Origin of the sequence: Shewanella sp. SW1 (assembly GCF_025653545.1) — a bacterium.
Classification (GTDB): domain Bacteria; phylum Pseudomonadota; class Gammaproteobacteria; order Enterobacterales; family Shewanellaceae; genus Shewanella; species Shewanella oncorhynchi.
In genome coordinates this window covers 25,963-40,180 of record NZ_JAKKSG010000005.1, presented here as the reverse complement: position 1 = coordinate 40,180, position 14,218 = coordinate 25,963, and the positions used below count along the sequence as shown (strand labels likewise).

Below are 14,218 nucleotides of genomic sequence, written 5' to 3'. Positions count from 1 at the left end.
CTTAAGGACGCCCTACAAACGCAAATGATTACAGGAGATGCGTTATGCCTGAAGGCACCAAAAAACTTGGCGTACTCGCTATCGCAGGTGTAAATCCTTACCAGGAAAAGCCGGGTGAGGAGTATATGAACGCTAAGCAACTGGGTCACTTCAAGACAATTCTTGAAGCTTGGCGCAATCAGTTGCGTGAAGAGGTCGACCGTACTCTTAGCCACATGCAGGACGAAGCCGCAAACTTTCCCGATCCTGTTGACCGTGCAGCACAAGAAGAAGAGTTCAGCCTCGAACTTCGTGCTCGCGATAGAGAACGTAAGCTGATTAAAAAAATCGAAAAAACACTGCAAAAAATTGAAGAGGACGATTTCGGCTTCTGTGATTCTTGCGGTATCGAAATCGGCATCCGCCGTCTCGAAGCGCGTCCAACAGCCGATCAATGCATCGACTGTAAAACGCTTGCAGAGATCAAAGAGAAACAAATGGCTGGTTAATCAAGCATACTGGGCGGGGATTTCCCCGCCTATTTGTTTCTAGCAACGCGTAAACTCGACGAGCTTAAGCCAAGCTCACTCCAATTTACCCCGATTCGCTTTTCTCTTGGCATCCCTCTAAAATACATCCACTTTTACCGTCGCGACTTTAAAACGCCATCTAGTTGTTATGTCAAAGCCATTACATTCCGATTTATCCAGCCAGCCCTATGTCGGCCGCTTTGCGCCTTCGCCTTCGGGTGCCTTGCACTTTGGCTCGCTTATCGCCGCCCTTGGCAGTTATCTGCGCGCCCGCTCACAACAGGGTAAATGGCTAATTCGCATCGAAGATATAGACCCACCACGGGAAGTCAAAGGCGCCGCCGATGATATCTTACGCACCTTAGAAGCCTATGGGTTTGAGTGGGATGATGTGCCTCTGTATCAAAGCCAGCGCACAGCGGCTTATCAAGCACAAATTGACTCGCTGCTCGCCCAAGATAAAGCCTATTTCTGCCAATGTAGTCGCAAGCAAATTCAAGCCATGGGCGGCGTCTACGATGGCCGCTGCCACCGATTGCCACAAACCCAGTCTGCAAATCTTGTTAGGTTGGGTGCGGTGCGAATCGTCAACACGGCGCAAGTGCAAGAATTTGATGACAATCTAATGGGCCATATTTGCGTTGATAGCCATTTTGCCGCAGAGGATTTCATCATCAAACGCAGTGATGGTCTGTACGCCTATCAACTAGCCGTGGTACTCGACGATGCTTATCAAGGGGTCACCGAAGTGGTTCGAGGCTGCGACTTAATCGAGGCCAGTTGTCGCCAACTGAGTTTGTATCAAAGCTTTGGTTTAGCCGCACCGCAATGGCTGCACTTGCCGCTCGCCTGCATAAGTAAAGGCTTTAAGCTCTCAAAACAGAATCATGCACAGGCAATTGATACGCTTAATCCACAGTCGAGCCTTAATGCGGCACTGGCATTTTTAGGCCAAACACCCGTCGAAACCCGCGGCTCTGTGGCACAAATGCTCGCTCAAGCCGTGGATCAGTTTCAATTATCCACTATACCGCAACAATCTGAGATACTGATCGAGCCCTGATATACTCATTAGGCCGCATTTGGTATATGATAGCCGCCAGATTTTTAATCAAATAACAGATCATATTTCGAGGTGTCCCATTTTTCGCCGTATCAGCCAATTCTGCAAACAGCTATTTGAAGACGCGCCTAAAACGACCGCTCCGACTCCAGCTCAGATTGAACCAACAACACCTGAACAAAGTTCCGGTGCTTTGAGTTTAGAGTTAGTACCAAGAGATGCCCATACCATCTCGCGCAAACAAATCAGCGAGAATGCCCTTAAGGTATTATACAGACTGAATAAATCAGGCTTTAAAGCCTATTTAGTCGGCGGCGGTGTACGCGATTTACTCTTAGGGATTGAGCCTAAAGATTTCGACATAGTGACCAATGCAACACCGGAAGAAATCAAAAAATTATTCCGTAATTGCCGTGTTGTCGGTCGCCGTTTCCGCTTAGCACACATTGTTTTCGGCCGCGATGTGATTGAAGTTGCCACCTTCCGTGGTCACCACGGCGAAAGTAATGAGAAAGTCTCTAAAGCCAATGCCGAAGGGCGTTTGCTGCGCGATAACGTCTATGGCGAAATCGATGAAGATGCCGAGCGCCGCGACTTTACCGTCAATGCCCTCTATTACGATATCAGCGATTACTCGATTCGCAGCTATGGCGGCGGTATGGCCGATCTCAAAGCGGGCACCCTAAGATTAATTGGCGATCCAGAAACCCGTTACCGTGAAGATCCGGTGCGTATGTTAAGGGCAGTGCGTTTCGCCACTAAACTCAACATGGGTATCGAAACCGTCACAGCCGCGCCGATTAAACAATTAGCGCCGCTGCTAAAAGATATTCCGGCAGCACGTATGTACGAAGAAGTGTTAAAACTCTTCTTTGCAGGCAAAGCCTTAGCCAACTTCGAACTGATGCAAGAATACAAGCTATTCGCGCCGCTGTTTCCGCAAGTGGCCGCTCTGCTAAAAGATGATCCTAAAGGTACGACCATGAAAATGGTGCAAGCCATCATGAAGAGCACAGATCAAAGAGTTAACGAAGATAAGCCGGTCACACCTTCATTCTTCTATGCTGCGCTTCTCTGGTATCCACTGCGTCAACGCGCCGAAGATATTGCCGTTGAAAGTGGCCTGACGTTATACGATGCCTTCTTTGCCGCCATGGGCGATGTGATGGAGCAGCAATGCCAAACCATTAGTATTCCACGCCGTTTTAGTACGCCAGCAAAAGACATTTGGCAGTTACAGTTACGCTTTGATCGTAGCCAAGGCACTCGCGCCTTTAAACTAATGGAACACCCTAAGTTTAGAGCCGCATACGATTTACTCTTACTCAGGGGCGAAGTCGAAGCGGGTAATGTCGCTAAAAGTGCCGCTTGGTGGCAACAATTTGTCGAAGCCGATGAAACAGAACGTTTAGCTATAGCGCGTAGCGGCAGTAAATCGCCAAACCGCAACCGTAATGCCACCCAACGTCGTCGCCGTCCTCGTACACCGAATGCCGATGGTTCAGCGCCGACGAGCGCACCTAAAGCGAGTGGTACACCTAAAGTTAAAACGGCTGAATAATGCCCCGCGTCTACGTCGCATTAGGCGCAAATCTTAAAGATCCCAAGGCGCAATTGGACAATGCCGTGATGGCATTGTCCGCCTTAGCCTTAGGCAATAGTCTCGTCGTTTCTCCCTATTACCATTCGACGCCCATGGGCGATGTCGTGCAACCCAATTATATTAACGCGGTGGCGAGTTTCGATACTGATCTTGCGCCATTAGCCTTACTCGATGCACTGCAGCATATTGAAAACACCCAAGGACGAGTCCGCCTAGAGCGTTGGGGGCCGAGAACCTTAGATCTCGATTTACTCTTGTATGGTAATGAGAACATTGACATTCCTAGACTCAAAGTGCCCCACTACGGCATGAAAACGCGCAGCTTTGTGCTCGTGCCTTTAGCCGCAATTGCACCGGATCTGATTCTGCCTTGCAACACTGCCATCGACAGTCTTATCGATACAAAAATGTTGGCCGAGTTACAACAACTGGGCATTGATCATTGAAGTCCGTCCTCAGTTAGCTTATAACACCACTTCTATTTGGTTTGAAGATCATCCATATGTCTAAAATTACTAGCTCAACCCTGTTGAAATACAAACAGGAAGGTAGAAAATTCACGGCACTGACAGCCTATGATGCCAGTTTTGCCAGCGCGTTCGATAGCGAAGGTGTCGATGTGCTGCTGGTCGGCGATTCTTTGGGAATGGTTCTCCAAGGCCATGACGATACCCTGCCCGTCACTACTGCAGAAATCGCTTACCATACTCGCTGTGTTCGTCGCGGTATCGAACGTGCCCTGCTGATCGCCGATATGCCCTTTATGAGTTACGCCACACCAGAACAAGCCATGGTCAACGCCACTGAGTTAATGCAAGCTGGCGCGAACATGGTCAAAGTCGAAGGCGGCCACTGGTTACTCGAAACCGTCACTAAGCTCACCGAACGTGGTATTCCTGTGTGTGCCCACTTAGGCTTAACGCCTCAGTCGGTTCATGTATTTGGTGGTTTTAAAGTGCAAGGCCGCGATGCCGAAAATGCCCAGCGCATCCTCGACGAAGCTAAGGCTTTAGAAGCTGCAGGGGCTCAACTACTCGTAGTGGAATGTATCCCTGCGCCTCTCGCTGCGGCGATCACTCAAGCCTTAACGATTCCAGTCATTGGAATTGGCGCAGGCGCATCGACCGATGGCCAAATCTTGGTGATGCATGATGTGTTAGGTATTTCAAGTGGTTACATTCCACGTTTCTCGAAAAACTACCTAAAACAAACCGGTGAAATTCGTTCTGCGGTACGTGCTTATATCGACGAAGTTGCCCAAGGAACCTTTCCTGGCGAAGAACACACTTTTAACAAATAACAGATTTATGCAAGGTAAGGCTCAATGATCACTAGCGCCCATATTGATGATATTCGCACTCAAGTGCGTGCATGGCGTGCCAAGGGCGAAACTGTCGCCTTCGTGCCGACCATGGGCAATCTCCATCGGGGACACATCACCTTAGTGAAAGAAGCGGCTAAACGTTGTGATCATGTGGTGGTATCGATTTTCGTCAATCCAATGCAGTTTGGCCAGAACGAAGATCTCGATGCCTACCCACGCACACTCGCCGCCGACAGTGAAGCCCTCACGGCTGCTGGCGCTGAGTTGCTGTTTACCCCAACGCCAGCCGTGATGTATCCCAAGGGCTTAGCGCAACAAACCTATGTTGAAGTGCCAGGTATTTCAGATCTGCTCTGCGGCGCTAGCCGTCCGGGGCATTTTCGAGGCGTTGCGACAATCGTCTGTAAACTATTCAACATAGTACAGCCCGATGTGGCACTCTTTGGCAATAAAGACTATCAACAGCTATTAGTCATTGAAACTATGGTTGAAGACTTGTCATTACCGATTGAGATTATCGGTGTTGATACCATACGTGAGGACTCAGGTTTAGCCATGAGTTCGCGCAATGGTTATCTCACCGCCGCAGAAAAAGCCGCTGCACCAGCATTAAAACAGGCGATAGATGCTATGGCTGCAGGGATCAAACAAGGTCAGAGTGTTGATGCTGTCACCGAGCAAGCGAAAATCAGTTTAGTGGCGGCGGGCTTTACGCCGGATTATCTGGAAATTCGTCATGCCCACACGCTTGAGAAAGCGCAGAGCCAAGACCAAACCTTAGTCATTTTGGCCGCCGCCTATATAGGTAAAGCGCGACTTATCGACAACTTAAGGTTCGATCGCTAATCTCTTAAGCGTTATCAATAAATAAAAAGGAGCAGTCGCTCCTTTTTATTTACCTAATGACCGACCAGAAGCTATTTTCTTCTTTAGAATCAATCCAAGCGCCAAAAATTTGAAGCGTCAAAAAACTGGTTTTATCCCTAAATTTACGCCATAGTATGATGCAGATGTTAATTTAAGGTAAATGATTAGCGGCAGACATTGACGAGTGAATTTGACCTTCTAATGATGCATGGCTAATCCTTTAATTTATTGGGCTTAACAGCCCGTCGACCTAACAATAAACGGTTAAAAAGGCATAATAATATAAACGTCATAATCACTATTTATCATGCTTAATCAAACAATTAAATCATAATAGCTATGCAAGTGTACAAAGGATTTGTGGCCTCATGGCAAGACTGATACTCACCCTAATTTGTGTTATTTTGCCCACTGCAATACAGGCAAATACCATTTATAAATGCCGTAAAGATGACAAAATTGTCTTTAGCCAAACCGCTTGCCCGCAGGAATTTAGCCAACATAAAATCGAATACCAGTTAGGGATAACGACTGAAGTAGACTCTGATAAAAGGGATATTCCTGTCGATCCCTTACACACTCTACTGAATAGCCGAACCATTTCTAAAGAAAAATTATTGCAGTTACTCGACGGCGAGATATATCGTCTTAAGCAGGAAAATAGCTATTTTGAAATTCTGCGCGCCAGTGAATTACAGAAATTAGAACGTAAGCGTTATTGGCAAAATAAAGAGAAAACCGATCCTGAATACATTAACGAAATGGACGATATCAATACTCGCTTCAATGCATTAACTGTGAGTAATAACAGTGCGATGCAGCAACTAGAAGACCGTAAAAGCCAAATCAGTTCCGAAGCATTCCATGAAGAGTTAAAAGAACCAGCAAAGCACTGATCTCGCATAAAACAGTAGTGTTAATCTTCTCTCTACCCCATTAAGGAATTTAATCATAATAATGGTTAATCTTCCGCTCACAGTAATGTCCCTTTGTTTAACCTAGAATTCATTACTGCAAGGACAAGAAGCCTGTTGTTGCACACAGGGTAAATGACATAGGTTGCTACAGTTAATTAAACTCCTCAGCAGTTTCTCGCTGGCACAAACGCGTGCTTTTTTATCAAGAAAATGCAAACGCGATAGTCGATGTATTTCCCTTCACTTGTTATTGCATTGTTTAAAAACAAATACTCGCTTCACAACAAATACGACTTAACTACTAGGACAACTAGACTAGCCCCCTTAAATAAAAACACGTCAATAAACATATAAAATCTATTTAATCAATACGATATAAATACAGCTATCATTTACCTTCCGTTAATCCTTTCTAGAATAAATACCCGTTTGGCCAATTGCGACATATTAACGGGACTCGTATCTTCAGGTCTGAATTTGGGATGCAAGTTACTTTAAGCAGCCCAAGCTATTTGATGCAAGGAGTCACCCGTGCCAAATACCTCTATACGCTTTTTGGTGCCGCTGATCTTGCTCTGTAGTTGTATGACTTCAGCACAAGAGCTGAATGTCAACGAGTTACCCGTAACCCTTCAGGCATTACTGGAACGTTCCGGTCGCGATAACCTTATCGAGCTGGTTCAACAAGGCACTGCCAACCAAGGATTACTGTTCCAGTCAGGCAGCGATAACAAGGCCGATGTAACACAAGTGGGCAATGATAACGATGCGCTAATCACACAGATTGGTTCAAACAATGAAGTCCAGCTACTGCAAGTCGGCGGTCAAAATACGGCTTCAGTGACACAAATTGGCAATGACAATCTCGTGCAACTGAACCAACTAGGAAGCGGCAACTTTTCGATTCAACAGATTGCGGATGGTGCTGCAATCTCAATAACTCAATATTAAACAGGGAGCGTCACATGAAATCACAAGCTAAAAAATCACTTATTGCTTTGGCCATTGCAACAGGTTTAAGCGGTCAAGCTTTTGCTGCCAGTACAGTGAGTGAAATTAGCGTAGTACAGTCAGGCCAAGCCCAAGACACTTTAGTCTCACAAACGGGTGGCCTTAACGCTGCAGCGGTTGTGCAAACAGGTACAGCTCAAACCGCAACCGTCATCCAAGATGGCGTGTGGCATGAAGCGGCTATTAATTCAACGGGTGTTGATAACAAGGTCCAAATAACGCAACAAGTTGACTGGCATGTGGCAAGTGCAAGTGTTGTAGGTGACAACAACAATGTAAATGTGTCGCAAGATGGTTTCTTTAACCAAAGCAGTAGCGATGTTACTGGCAACGATAACACGGTATTCGTTAACCAATTAGGCGAAGTCAACGAAAGCCAAGTTGAAATCACTGGCGCTGAAAACAGCGTGTTTGTTGAGCAAGAAGGCGACGCAAACTTTGCAGTTTTTCGCGTTGAAGGCAGCAACAACGACGGTAAAATCACACAAATCGGTGACAACAACCAAGCGGGTTTAATTGCCCTTGATTTAACCGCTAACGTGGGTAACAACAACGACGTTTCTGTTAATCAAGCGGGTAACAACAACTTTGGCGCGGCTAAGGGTATTGCAGGCGACAACAACAAAGTAGACATGGTCCAAAAGGGTGATAACCATGTAGGCTTCGTTTACGCACTGGCGGGCAGCAAAAACGATATTTCAATGGATCAAAAAGGTAACGGCAACACGGCTTATCTTGCGATGACTACGGGTGATGACAACAGTGTCGATATTACCCAAAATGGCAGCGGCAACACTATCGGTGATACGTTAGTGGCCGATATCCAAGGTGATGATAACGATATTACTATCACTCAAAAAGGCGATGTCAACGGTGCAGAGTTCCAAGTATGGGGCGATAGCAACGACGTTGACTTGAAACAAAAAGGCGATGCGAACTTCGCAACCTTTGGTGCATACGGCACAGATAACGACTTCGATTTATCTTCTAAAGGCGATAACAACGAAATCATTGCCTTCGCTGATGGTGAAGATAACAGTATTGAAGTTAGTCAAGAAGGTGATGAGAACTTTGCTTATGTAGATGCCGTGGGTAGCGATAACGAAGTTGATGTTGAGCAAGATGGCGCTGAGAACGAAACATTGATTTCTGTTGCTGGCAACAACAATGCCGATGTCAGCGCACTTCAAAGTGGCGATCTTAACGTTATTGACCTGATTATTGAAGGTGATGAAAACACCGCGCAAATTACTCAATCAGGTAACGGTAACTGGGTAGGCGGCGATAACGACACTTCATTTGCATCAAATTCATTTGGCGTTAGCGGTGACAATAACAGCCTGTCAATCACTCAAACGGGTAATGACAACTTAGTGTTAGGTTCTCAAGCAGGCACTAACAACAGCATCAACGTGAACCAATCAGGCAATATGAACGTTGCCACTGTAGTGCAATACTAGTCAATACTGTTAAACCACCACAGCTAAACTCTTTGGTGGTGGTTTATAAAAAGGGTGTTAAACAAAAAGCGGGAATGTTTAAATAAACATTCCCGCTTTTCTATGTTGATATGCTAGTAATCATTAACATTAACCACTCACAGCGAAAAGCTAACGACCAATATCTTTAACTGACTAACTGCACAGCTCAAAGTGAGTTTGATAGGTTTGCGCCCAACGTAAAAGCTCAACCCGATTACGAGACTGGGTCTTGCGGAAAATAGAAGAAATATGCGCCTTCACTGTATGTTCGCTGATACATAACCTATGAGCGATTTCTTTATTTCTCGCACCACTCGATACGAATTGAATGATAGTGCGTTCACGGGATGTCAGCATCTGCAGCATAGCCACAGTATCAGAGGGCATTTCATTATTACCTTCTAACTTTTGTACGACACGGCGGAACATTTTGCTTAGCAAAGTTCTATCGTACCAAAGTTCCTCTGCCACCATTTTACGTAAACCCGTTAACATCAGATCCATACGTTGATCGGCAAATAAAATACCTCGAATGCCGAGTAACATTGCAGATTCTTGGTCTAAGGAGTCTCGCTCAACTTGATACAGCGCCACAGGAAAATGTGACACTAATCGCGAAGCTAACAGAGGTATCCCTTTGTTATCTAATGCTGAACCTTTTTGGGTGATCAGATAAAAACTACGGCGACTCTTGTCTAAATCCAGTTCAGCCGCATGCTTTACTATACGCGTTTTCAAACCTATGGATTCAGCGAGTAACGCTAAATGACATGGCGCGGCCATTTGGTGTAAAAAAACCAATTCATTAATTGTGCTCAATGACTCTCCTCCCTGAAAAGTATTCTCTATTGCAAAATGGTATGTTTGACTCGTCTTTTTAGTTAGATTTTTCAACATTCCATTAACCTAGTTAATTCTGACTAGTTAACGATTGAAAAACATCACCCAAATGTACTATTCCCTGTTTAATGCTAGTAGGTTCGACTAACTCACCACAATAAAATGGAATAACAGTCAAAAATACCGTTTTACTTGGCCAACACCCAGCACCTAATACTTTCCAACTATGACGTTATCAACCCAAAGTTGCAACACAAAGAAAACACAATAACAACACTAAAGTATGACAACTCAATGTCATCACACTCACACCATATATTTCAGGGAAGAAAGTCTTACAACTCAAACAGAGAGCATCATCCACTTTTAGCCGCTAAATCCTCTGCTTGAGTCTCGCGATTTGTTTATCTTGAAAACGAGACAGTAAAGCTAACGCGACAATTGCGCCAATGAGGGCAAGAAACATGTCGGATTGGGTATCCCATACATAGCCTTGAGTCCCTAAAAAGGCTTCAGCCCCTTCGCCGGTTGCCACGGCAACCCACCATTCGATCAGTTCATAAAACGCCGAAAATGCGAGCACAAAACAAGTAGCAAGAAACGCGCACCAAGCCCCAGGTTTGACAGCTTGATTACGCAACATAATTTCACGGGCGAGCATGGCTGGGATAAAACCTTGCGCAAAATGACCCACTTTATCGTAATTATTACGTTCTGAACCCATCCAATCGGCAATCGTGTCGAATAACGGCACTTCAGCGTAAGTATAATGAGCACCTACAAACAACACACAGCAGTGTATTAAGACGAGAAAATACACTAGAGGTGTTAGTGGAAAACGTTTGCGAGTAAAGAATAAAATCGGTACAGCAATCAATGCAGGTAAGGCTTCGAGCCACCATGTGAAAGGATCTGCGGGTTTTATCGCCGACCACACCAAAACTGAGAGGTAAATACCGCACCATGCGATTTTGTTATTCAATGTTTCTTCCTCTTATGCGATATTGTTCTAAATTTAGAATATTAACTTTAGCCATCTAGCCCTCCACACTGAGCAAAAAAAGTGCTACTTTGGTGGGTGAAGGTTGTGAGCATATCATAAGAAACATTTCTATTAATTAGAGGGTACCCATATCATGGCGAAACATTCGCTGGACAAGGATAAGATCAAGATCCTGCTGTTGGAAGGCGTCCACCAATCTGCGGTCGATGTATTTGAACGTGCGGGATACACCAATATCGAATACCACAAAGCTTCCTTAAGCGATGAAGCCTTACTTGAGTCCATTAAAGATGCGCATTTTGTGGGACTTCGTTCGCGTACCCAATTAACTGCAGAGGTGCTGAAACGTGCCGAGAAGTTAATCGCGATAGGATGTTTCTGTATTGGAACCAACCAAGTTGACCTTGCCACCGCCGAATCCCTTGGTATCCCAGTATTTAACGCGCCATTCTCAAACACTCGCAGTGTTGCAGAACTCGTAATTGGCGAAATCATTATGTTGATGCGGGGTATCCCTGAACGCAACGCTATCGCTCACCGTGGTGGCTGGATGAAAACCGCAGCGGGCAGCTATGAAGTGCGTGGTAAAACCTTAGGTGTGATTGGTTACGGCCATATTGGTACTCAGCTTGGCATTCTGGCGGAAACCTTAGGTATGCGCGTCGTGTTCTTCGATATCGAAGACAAACTGCCGCTAGGTAACGCACAACAAGTCCATTCGTTGGAACTCCTATTAGCACAAGCTGATGTGGTTAGCTTACATGTCCCTGAAACTCCACAAACAAAAGACATGATAGGCGCTGCCGAGTTTGCAGCAATGAAAAAGGGCAGCATCTTTATCAACGCATCACGCGGTACTGTAGTCGATATTGAAGCTTTAACCGTTGCGTTAAAAGAACGTCACCTCGCAGGTGCCGCAATCGATGTGTTCCCCGTTGAACCACAATCGAATGACGATGAATTTATCAGTCCTCTACGCGGTTTAGACAATGTTCTACTCACGCCGCATGTCGGCGGTAGCACGGCCGAAGCCCAAGAAAACATTGGTATCGAAGTCGCGGGTAAGCTCGCTAAATACTCAGACAACGGCTCAACCGTTTCTGCGGTTAACTTCCCTGAAGTGTCATTACCAACGCATAAAGGCACCTCGCGCTTGCTGCATATTCACCAAAACCGTCCGGGCGTGTTGATCAAGATCAACCAAGCCTTCTCGGAAAAAGGCATCAACATCGCCGCCCAATATTTGCAGACCACCGCAGAAATTGGTTATGTCGTGATGGAAGTAGATACAACTCAAGCGGAAGAAGCCTTAGTTGAACTCAAAGCCATTGAAGGTACATTACGTACCCGCGTGCTGTTTTAAACTTTAAACTCCACTCGCTTTAAGCCTATCGACTAAAGCACACATATTAAGGCGCACAGATCATTCACAGATATGTGCGCCTTATGCTTTTGAGCCAACTGGAATTCCGTTACAATCTAGCCTCTCACATCGTCTTCATTTTCAGGATCTCGCTATGACTATTTCAGTTTCTACGCCCCATTGGGATCTGGACGCTACCTTGCCTCCACTTATGCTTGCCAACTTATCTCATTTGGGCCTCATCAAAGTCGTTGGAGAACAAGGCCGCAGTTTTATCCATGGCCAAGTGACCACAGATATCAGCTCATTGGCCACGGATCAATGGCGCTGGGGCGCGCATTGCGATCCTAAAGGTAAAATGCTGGCCAGTTTCAGAACCTTTGCCATTCAAGATGCACTCTTTATGTTGATGCCAAAGGATGCCATCGAAGTCGATTTACCCCAGTTACAAAAATATGCCGTGTTTAGTAAAGCCACCCTAAGCAATGCATCCGCTGAGTGGACTCTGCTCGGGGTTGCCGGTGAACAGGCAAGCCAATTCGTGAACAAACATTTTGGTGACATTCAGCAAGAGCTCACACTCATTGAAAATGGTGCGATTTTAAAAGACGCTGAACGTTTTATTTTAGTATTAACACCAGATGCTGCGGCAGCTTTAGTTGCGCAATCGGAACTGAGTGTATTTGACGCCAGTGCATGGCAAGCGTTAGAGATTGCAGCAGGTTACCCCAACCTTGCCGCCAGCCATGCCAGCCAGTACGTACCGCAGATGTGTAATCTACAAGCGGTTAACGGTATCAGCTTCAACAAGGGCTGCTACATGGGACAAGAAACCATAGCGCGAATGAAATATCGCGGTGGTAATAAACGCGCCCTGTATATTTTGCACGGCCACACTAGTCTTCAAATCACCCTAGCATCAGGCCTTGAAATCGCGATGGAAGACAGTTTTCGCCGTGGCGGTCAAATCATTGAGTTTGTACAGCGCGGCAACCAAGTCTTGTTAACCGCCGTACTTCCTAATGACACGGCTAATGATACTCAGCTACGTTTTGCCGACGATGAACAATCACATTTAACGATCCAAGCCCTGCCCTACTCATTAGATGAAGCGTAATGCTTTGATTTAATATGATTAGTATAAAATATTGAAGCAGAATAAAGGCGCCAATGGCGCCTTTACCTTAGTCAATGCACTTCGAGCATCAATTTTCTAAATAAGTATCTCGAATGGCAATTGCTTCTGGCAGGATTTGCTTGAACTCCTCCACCAGCTTAGGATCGAAATGTTTTCCCGCTTGATTTTCAAATAACTCCATAGTTGCTTCAATCGTCCAAGCCTGCTTGTAAGGCCGTTGCGAAGTCAGCGCATCGAACACATCCGCAATCGCGGTGATACGCCCTTCAAGGGGGATTACTTCGCCTACCAAGCCATTAGGGTAACCTGAACCATCCCACTTCTCATGGTGAGTTAAGGCGATACGACGGGCCATTTGCAATAACGGATCGCTATGTTCACCAATAATTTCTGCACCTATGGCGGCGTGCTGCTGCATAATTTCCCATTCCTGCGCATCAAGTTTCCCAGGCTTTTTCAGCACAGCATCGGGCGTACCGATTTTACCAATATCGTGCATAGGCGCCGCGTTAAAAATCAAGTCACAAAAGGTTGTCGGTAAGCCGAGCTTTATCGCTAATATGCGGGCGTAATGGCTCATACGCACAACATGTAGACCCGTCTCGTTGTCCTTGTATTCAGCGGCACGGCCAAGACGACGGATAATCTCGAAACGGGTTTCTTCTAATTCGTGAGTACGAACTTTAACTTGTTGTTCGAGTAACGTTTTTGATCATAAAGCGCAAGATGTGTTTTAACCCGCGCTTTAACGACAGGCGCGCTGACAGGCTTAGTAATGTAATCCACCGCACCCAATGCAAAACCTTGGGCTTCATCAGCAATTTCAGATAAGGCGGTCACGAAGATCACCGGAATATGGTTGGTCAGCGGCTCTTGCTTTAGCAGCTTGCAGACTTCATAGCCATTCATACCTGGCATCATGACATCGAGTAGAATCAAGTCAGGCCGCGATTTTGTCACTAACGCTAATGCCCTTGGCCCATCGATCGCCACTTTGACTTTATAATCATCACCTAGAATACCAATCAAAATATCGATATTCTCAGGTGTGTCATCGACGACTAATATTGTTGCTTTTTCCATTAACAACTCCACTCAA

Annotated in this window: 13 protein-coding genes and 1 pseudogene; 11 read left to right on the top strand and 3 right to left on the bottom strand. The window is 45.8% G+C overall.

The window, feature by feature from the left end; translation table 11 throughout:
- Window positions 1-44: 44 nt before the first annotated feature.
- From dksA to L5M71_RS05850, 9 genes are all read left to right on the top strand, one after another.
- A complete protein-coding gene (gene dksA, locus L5M71_RS05890; protein ID WP_006082967.1) occupies window positions 45-488 on the top strand; it encodes an RNA polymerase-binding protein DksA in 444 nt (147 codons plus the stop codon).
- A 169-nt stretch (window positions 489-657) separates the two neighbouring features.
- Window positions 658-1,572 (top strand): tRNA glutamyl-Q(34) synthetase GluQRS, encoded by a 915-nt coding sequence (gene gluQRS / locus L5M71_RS05885; RefSeq protein WP_263207154.1) that lies wholly within the window; start codon window positions 658-660, stop codon window positions 1,570-1,572.
- Between the two features lie 19 nt (window positions 1,573-1,591).
- Window positions 1,592-3,133: a polynucleotide adenylyltransferase PcnB gene (locus L5M71_RS05880; RefSeq protein WP_219234459.1), complete on the top strand. Its 1,542-nt coding sequence runs from the start codon at window positions 1,592-1,594 to the stop codon at window positions 3,131-3,133.
- Window positions 3,133-3,621 (top strand): 2-amino-4-hydroxy-6-hydroxymethyldihydropteridine diphosphokinase, encoded by a 489-nt coding sequence (gene folK, locus L5M71_RS05875; RefSeq protein WP_131525364.1) that lies wholly within the window; start codon window positions 3,133-3,135, stop codon window positions 3,619-3,621. Before L5M71_RS05880 ends, folK begins: the two co-directional genes overlap by 1 nt.
- A gap of 56 nt (window positions 3,622-3,677) precedes the next feature.
- Entirely contained in the window at window positions 3,678-4,475 is a 798-nt protein-coding gene (gene panB / locus L5M71_RS05870; RefSeq protein WP_028761774.1) for a 3-methyl-2-oxobutanoate hydroxymethyltransferase, read from the top strand.
- A 24-nt stretch (window positions 4,476-4,499) separates the two neighbouring features.
- Window positions 4,500-5,345 (top strand): pantoate--beta-alanine ligase, encoded by an 846-nt coding sequence (gene panC, locus L5M71_RS05865; RefSeq protein ID WP_173246722.1) that lies wholly within the window; start codon window positions 4,500-4,502, stop codon window positions 5,343-5,345.
- A 389-nt stretch (window positions 5,346-5,734) separates the two neighbouring features.
- Window positions 5,735-6,262: a DUF4124 domain-containing protein gene (locus tag L5M71_RS05860; protein WP_263203656.1), complete on the top strand. Its 528-nt coding sequence runs from the start codon at window positions 5,735-5,737 to the stop codon at window positions 6,260-6,262.
- Window positions 6,263-6,814: 552 nt separating this feature from the next.
- Window positions 6,815-7,234, top strand: a complete 420-nt coding sequence (locus L5M71_RS05855; protein ID WP_131525368.1) for a curlin — start codon at window positions 6,815-6,817, stop codon at window positions 7,232-7,234.
- Window positions 7,235-7,248: 14 nt separating this feature from the next.
- Window positions 7,249-8,754 carry a curlin gene (locus L5M71_RS05850; protein WP_263207151.1) on the top strand — a complete coding sequence of 502 codons (1,506 nt, stop codon included), beginning with the start codon at window positions 7,249-7,251 and terminating at the stop codon, window positions 8,752-8,754.
- 174 nt (window positions 8,755-8,928) lie between these two features.
- Here L5M71_RS05850 and L5M71_RS05845 read toward each other — a convergent pair whose 3' ends face one another.
- Together L5M71_RS05845 and L5M71_RS05840 are read right to left on the bottom strand one after the other, a co-directional pair.
- Window positions 8,929-9,594 carry a helix-turn-helix transcriptional regulator gene (locus L5M71_RS05845; RefSeq protein ID WP_014611267.1) on the bottom strand — a complete coding sequence of 222 codons (666 nt, stop codon included), beginning with the start codon at window positions 9,592-9,594 and terminating at the stop codon, window positions 8,929-8,931.
- A gap of 394 nt (window positions 9,595-9,988) precedes the next feature.
- Window positions 9,989-10,597, bottom strand: a complete 609-nt coding sequence (locus L5M71_RS05840; RefSeq protein ID WP_105251516.1) for a DUF2238 domain-containing protein — start codon at window positions 10,595-10,597, stop codon at window positions 9,989-9,991.
- 154 nt (window positions 10,598-10,751) lie between these two features.
- On the opposite strand from L5M71_RS05840, the gene serA reads away from it, so the two are divergent.
- Both serA and ygfZ read left to right on the top strand, forming a co-directional pair.
- Window positions 10,752-11,981 carry a phosphoglycerate dehydrogenase gene (gene serA / locus L5M71_RS05835; RefSeq protein ID WP_105251515.1) on the top strand — a complete coding sequence of 410 codons (1,230 nt, stop codon included), beginning with the start codon at window positions 10,752-10,754 and terminating at the stop codon, window positions 11,979-11,981.
- Window positions 11,982-12,135: 154 nt separating this feature from the next.
- The gene (ygfZ, locus tag L5M71_RS05830; protein WP_263145364.1) at window positions 12,136-13,098 is read left to right on the top strand and encodes a tRNA-modifying protein YgfZ; all 963 of its coding nucleotides are present in this window, start codon (window positions 12,136-12,138) and stop codon (window positions 13,096-13,098) included.
- Between the two features lie 88 nt (window positions 13,099-13,186).
- Here the strand turns inward: ygfZ and L5M71_RS05825 are convergent.
- A pseudogene (locus tag L5M71_RS05825) lies at window positions 13,187-14,202 on the bottom strand (two-component system response regulator).
- Window positions 14,203-14,218: the final 16 nt, after the last annotated feature.

Excerpts from the sequence above, each read along its gene's own strand:
- dksA (WP_006082967.1), top strand. The coding sequence starts at position 45 with ATGCCTGAAGGCACCAAAAAACTTGGCGTACTCGCTATCGCAGGTGTA.
- gluQRS (WP_263207154.1), top strand. The coding sequence starts at position 658 with ATGTCAAAGCCATTACATTCCGATTTATCCAGCCAGCCCTATGTCGGC.
- folK (WP_131525364.1), top strand. The coding sequence starts at position 3,133 with ATGCCCCGCGTCTACGTCGCATTAGGCGCAAATCTTAAAGATCCCAAG.
- panB (WP_028761774.1), top strand. The coding sequence starts at position 3,678 with ATGTCTAAAATTACTAGCTCAACCCTGTTGAAATACAAACAGGAAGGT.
- panC (WP_173246722.1), top strand. The coding sequence starts at position 4,500 with ATGATCACTAGCGCCCATATTGATGATATTCGCACTCAAGTGCGTGCA.
- L5M71_RS05860 (WP_263203656.1), top strand. The coding sequence starts at position 5,735 with ATGGCAAGACTGATACTCACCCTAATTTGTGTTATTTTGCCCACTGCA.
- L5M71_RS05850 (WP_263207151.1), top strand. The coding sequence starts at position 7,249 with ATGAAATCACAAGCTAAAAAATCACTTATTGCTTTGGCCATTGCAACA.
- serA (WP_105251515.1), top strand. The coding sequence starts at position 10,752 with ATGGCGAAACATTCGCTGGACAAGGATAAGATCAAGATCCTGCTGTTG.
- ygfZ (WP_263145364.1), top strand. The coding sequence starts at position 12,136 with ATGACTATTTCAGTTTCTACGCCCCATTGGGATCTGGACGCTACCTTG.